Below are 4127 nucleotides of genomic sequence, written 5' to 3'. Positions count from 1 at the left end.
CCGCGTCCGCCGACTAGTCATGGCGCAGGTCCGGCAGATCGCCATAGAGCCAGTCGTCCTCGAGGTCGATGTGGCAGCCATGGCTGGCGGACAGGAAAGCTTCGCGCACCGGTGCCGGCAAAGCCTGATCGGCGCCGATCTCATGGCGGGCCCGCATGTCGGAAAGCTGGTAGCTGCGCCATGTCCAGTGCGCGGCGGTGGCGTCCCTGGTTCGCACGCCCTCAGCGGTGAAATGATAGATGAAGAACAATCCGTGCTCGTCGGGCAGGTAGGGCGACAGGTCGGTGCCTTCCGGGGCGAGAGTGATATCCATGGGCGGTGCCAGATGCATGTTCCGAAATGGCACCGCACGGCGGCTGCCTGGCCTTGATTTCTAGCACGAGCGAACCCGGTTCGGTGTGACGGTTTCTTGACAGCCGATCACGGTCTGTCGATCACCCACGTCAATCCGGTGGTGACGCCTTCGCCACCCCGGATTGTGCCCCGGTCAGTGCTTCGGGCCGAAGCCGGGGTAGGGCTTGAGGGGCACGATTGCGGCAATGTCCATCATGCCGGCCTTGACCAGCGGCAAGGTGGCGAGATGGCCGCGAACCTCTGCATCATCGGCGGCTTCGAGCATCATGCCGCTGCCCGGGATGTCGCCTCGGTTCCACACCTGGCGTACCGCGCCTTCGGCATAGAGCGTGCGCCGCTGTTCGGCTTCGCCGGGCAGAAGCGGAGCGAAATCGGCATCGGCAAATTTTTCGGTGTTGCGGGTGAGAAGGGCAAAGAACTGCATGGCGGTCTGCTTTGGTTGGATGGCCGAACTATCGCTCCCGCTGGTCAGACTGTCTAAGACTGGTTAGGCTAAAGTTGAGACCTCGGGGGACTGGAGCCTGGAGAAAAAATGTTCGACCTGCGCCAGATCAGGTATTTCGTCACCGTCGCCGAAACCGGCAATGTCGGGCGCGCCGCCGAGATGCTGCATATTTCCCAGTCGCCACTCAGCCGGCAGATCATCCAGCTCGAGGAGCAGTTGGGTGTTTCCCTCTTTGAAAGATCGAAGCAGCGGGTCCATCTCAACGCCGAGGGGCGCGCCTTCCTCACCGAGGCCCGCGCCCTGCTGTCCAGTGCGCGACGTTTGGAGGAGTTCGGCCGAAACCTGGCCAGCGGCGCCGTCGGTCGGCTCGCCATCGGCTATGTCGAAGGCGCCGTTCATGCCGGGCTTGTCGCCGGGATGCTGCGCCAGTTCCGTCGCGACCGGCCGGATTTCCACTTGCAACTGAGAAGCCTGCGTTCGGCGGCGCAGTTGGAAGGGCTACGGCAGCGGTCGCTGGATCTGGGCTTTGTCTACTCGCCGCCACCTGATGACGACCCGGATGTCGCCGCCATGGCGCTGCGGCATGAGCCGCTGGTGCTGGCGATCCCCGAAGATGATCCGCTTGTTCAAATACCAGAGGTTGGGCCGCATCACCTTGACGGTCGCACCTGGATCACCGTCGTGCGCCAGCCGGACGACACCAATCGCGGCCAGTTCCTTGCCGCCTGCGCCAAAGCCGGCTTTTTGCCCGACATCGCCTATGAAACGGCGGATCCGCTAACCTCGCTTGGCCTTGTCAGCGCAGGTCTCGGCCTGGCGACGGTGCAAGCCAGCCTGCGTTCCGCTGCGCCGCCGCGGATCGTGTTTCGCGACCTGCCGTGGTTCGACCGCACGGTTTCACTCCATCTCGCCTGGCGGCGTCAAGACCGGCGGGCGGTGATTGCCGATTTGCGGCAGGCTGCGGAGGAAGAGGGCAGTAGGGCAGTAGGGCAGTAGGGCAGTAGGGCAGGACACTCCAGGCAATTCACATACTGCCTTACTGCCGTATTTTCTTACTCCCCTACATTTTGTCGATCACCGACTGCACGCCCTCGGTCGGAGCATCGACGGACGATCCTGCCACCATGATGGCGGCGACGATCGCTTCAGGGTCGTCGACGACCAGCGGCTTGACCCGCTGTGCGGTGTGGATGAAGCCTTCGGCGGCCATGTGATCGAGCAACGCCAGCATCGGATCCCAAAATCCTTTGACATTGGCGAAGACGATCGGCTTGCGATGATGGCCAAGCTGCCCCCAGGTCATGATCTCGACGATCTCCTCGACCGTGCCGATCCCGCCCGGCAGCGCCACAAAGGCGTCGGATTTCTCGAACATCCTGTGCTTGCGCTCGTGCATGTTGTCGGTGATGAAGAGTTCATCGAGCCGGTCAAGCGCGGTTTCGCTCGCTTCCTTGTTGATCAGGAAGCGCGGAATGATGCCCGTTACCTTGCCGCCGGCCTTGAGCGCGCCTTCGGCGACAGCACCCATAATGCCCTTGGTGCCGCCGCCATAGACCAGCCGCAGTCCCGCTTTGGCAATCGAGCGTCCGAGCAGGTGTCCGGCCTTGATATAGGTTTCATCGCGGCCCGGAGACGAGCCGCAATAGACGCAGACGGATCGAATCGTGTTCATGCCGATGATTGGTGATTGGGTCTGAAAGCCGGGTCAAGCCCCAAGAGTTAACAAGTCCGGGCTTTTTCTTGTCGGTATTGGTAAAACAGGCTAGACCGGCGTTAGGTGGCTAAGGGGTAGGGAAGTATGGCGATTAATCCACTGAAGGCGTTTCTGTTCGCGGCGGGTGGGACCGTCGCGGCCGCGGGAACCGCCTATGTATCGGGCGCACTCGACCCGTATCTCAATCCCACGCCGCCGGCGCAAGTGGCGGCGCAGACGCCGCCCGCAGCGCCAAAATCGGCCGATCCCGGCACCGAAGCGCGGCTGCCCGCCGCGGAGGTCCCTGCGGCTCCCGCCGCGGTGCCCCAGGCAACGGCACCGTCCGCACCGGCCGCGGACGCGGCGGCGCCGGCTGCGGCCGGTCCGGTCGCACCGTCCTTCGATGTCGTGCGCGTCGAAAGCAATGGCTCGATTGTCGTCGCCGGCAATGCGGCGCCCAACGCCAAGGTCGAGATCCTCAACGGCTCGACGGTGCTTGGCTCGACGGTCGCTGGTCCCGATGGCGCCTTCGTTATCATTCTCGACGATCCGCTGAAGCCCGGTGATTATACGATCGCGCTGCGCGCGACCACGGGCGATGTCGTAACGCCCTCGGTGCAGACCGCCGTGGTTTCGGTTCCCAAGGATGCGGCCGGCCAGGTGCTGGCCATGGTCGAGGAGCCGGGCAAGCCGGCCGAATTGCTGACCGTTCCCGCGCCCGCGGCAAAGCCGGCTGCTCAGGCCACCGCGCCGGCTGCTCCCGCAGCCGAAGCGCCCGCAACTGCTCCGGCACCAGCCGCCCCAGCACCTGCCGTGGTGGAAGCAGCACCGGCTCCTGCGCCGGCGACGCCGCCCGTTGCAGGCGTGACCGAGCCCAAGATCGTCGTCGAGGCGGTCGAGATCGACGGCAGCAAGATCTTTGTCGCCGGTCTCGCCGATGCCGGCCGCAAGGTGCGCGCCTATGCCAACGACATCCTGCTCGGTGATGCGCAAACGTCGACGGATGGTCATTTCCTGGTCGAGGCGGCGCGCGACATTCCGGTCGGCAGCTACACAATACGTGTCGACGGCCTCGATACCGACGGTGTGACAGTTGTGGCCCGCGCAGCCGTGCCGTTCGAGCGCGAGCCGGGCGAAGCGGTCGCCGCCGTGGCACCCTCGGCGCCGAAGCCCGTTCAGCCCAAGCCGGCCGCACCTGCCGCCGCCGAGGCGCCGGCCGCGGCCGGGACGGCTCCGGCCGCCACGCCTGCTCCCGCCACCGAGGCTCCGGCCGTTGTGGCGGAGGCGACGCCGCCGAGCGACGTGCCCGAGACCGTGGCGCCCAAGCTTGAACATGCCGACGGCGCCGTCATCATCCGCCGCAACGACACGCTGTGGCGGATCTCGCGGCGCGTCTATGGCCATGGCGTGCGCTTCTCGACCATCTACCTCGCCAACCAAGACCAGATCAGCGATCCCGACCGCATCTGGCCGGGGCAGGTGTTCAAGGTCCCGGAAAAGTCGAAGGAAGGCGAAGCCGCCGACCTCAAGGCGATGGGCGAGCAGGCAACGACAGCGCCGGCCAAGACGCAGTAGGGTTGGCGATTGGCCAATCTCCCTCCTTGAGGGGGAGGTGGCAGGCCAGAGGGGTCGTCG

At 65.3% G+C, this 4127-nt stretch carries 4 protein-coding genes and 1 pseudogene; 2 read left to right on the top strand and 3 right to left on the bottom strand.

The window, feature by feature from the left end; all coding sequences use genetic code 11:
* Nucleotides 1–16: 16 nt before the first annotated feature.
* Nucleotides 17–313, bottom strand: a pseudogene (locus EN893_RS21770) (magnesium transporter CorA); the annotation flags it as partial.
* A 174-nt stretch (nucleotides 314–487) separates the two neighbouring features.
* Nucleotides 488–778: a muconolactone Delta-isomerase family protein gene (locus EN893_RS21765; RefSeq protein ID WP_127271666.1), complete on the bottom strand. Its 291-nt coding sequence runs from the start codon at nucleotides 776–778 to the stop codon at nucleotides 488–490.
* A 108-nt stretch (nucleotides 779–886) separates the two neighbouring features.
* On the opposite strand from EN893_RS21765, the gene EN893_RS21760 reads away from it, so the two are divergent.
* A complete protein-coding gene (locus EN893_RS21760; protein WP_206517463.1) occupies nucleotides 887–1795 on the top strand; it encodes a LysR substrate-binding domain-containing protein in 909 nt (302 codons plus the stop codon).
* 64 nt (nucleotides 1796–1859) lie between these two features.
* On the opposite strand, the gene EN893_RS21755 is transcribed toward EN893_RS21760, so the two are convergent.
* Nucleotides 1860–2471, bottom strand: coding sequence for a TIGR00730 family Rossman fold protein (locus EN893_RS21755; protein ID WP_127268242.1), 612 nt, complete (start codon nucleotides 2469–2471; stop codon nucleotides 1860–1862).
* Nucleotides 2472–2597: 126 nt separating this feature from the next.
* Here EN893_RS21755 and EN893_RS21750 point away from each other — a divergent pair, with 126 nt between their 5' ends.
* Nucleotides 2598–4067: a LysM peptidoglycan-binding domain-containing protein gene (locus EN893_RS21750; protein WP_128361766.1), complete on the top strand. Its 1470-nt coding sequence runs from the start codon at nucleotides 2598–2600 to the stop codon at nucleotides 4065–4067.
* Nucleotides 4068–4127: the final 60 nt, after the last annotated feature.

Origin of the sequence: Mesorhizobium sp. M7A.F.Ca.CA.004.04.2.1 (assembly GCF_004022825.1) — a bacterium.
In the GTDB taxonomy this organism is placed as follows: Bacteria; Pseudomonadota; Alphaproteobacteria; order Rhizobiales; family Rhizobiaceae; genus Mesorhizobium.
This window is presented reverse-complemented; position numbering and strand designations above follow the sequence as displayed.

Excerpts from the sequence above, each read along its gene's own strand:
- EN893_RS21765 (WP_127271666.1), bottom strand. The coding sequence starts at position 778 with ATGCAGTTCTTTGCCCTTCTCACCCGCAACACCGAAAAATTTGCCGAT.
- EN893_RS21760 (WP_206517463.1), top strand. The coding sequence starts at position 887 with ATGTTCGACCTGCGCCAGATCAGGTATTTCGTCACCGTCGCCGAAACC.
- EN893_RS21755 (WP_127268242.1), bottom strand. The coding sequence starts at position 2,471 with ATGAACACGATTCGATCCGTCTGCGTCTATTGCGGCTCGTCTCCGGGC.
- EN893_RS21750 (WP_128361766.1), top strand. The coding sequence starts at position 2,598 with ATGGCGATTAATCCACTGAAGGCGTTTCTGTTCGCGGCGGGTGGGACC.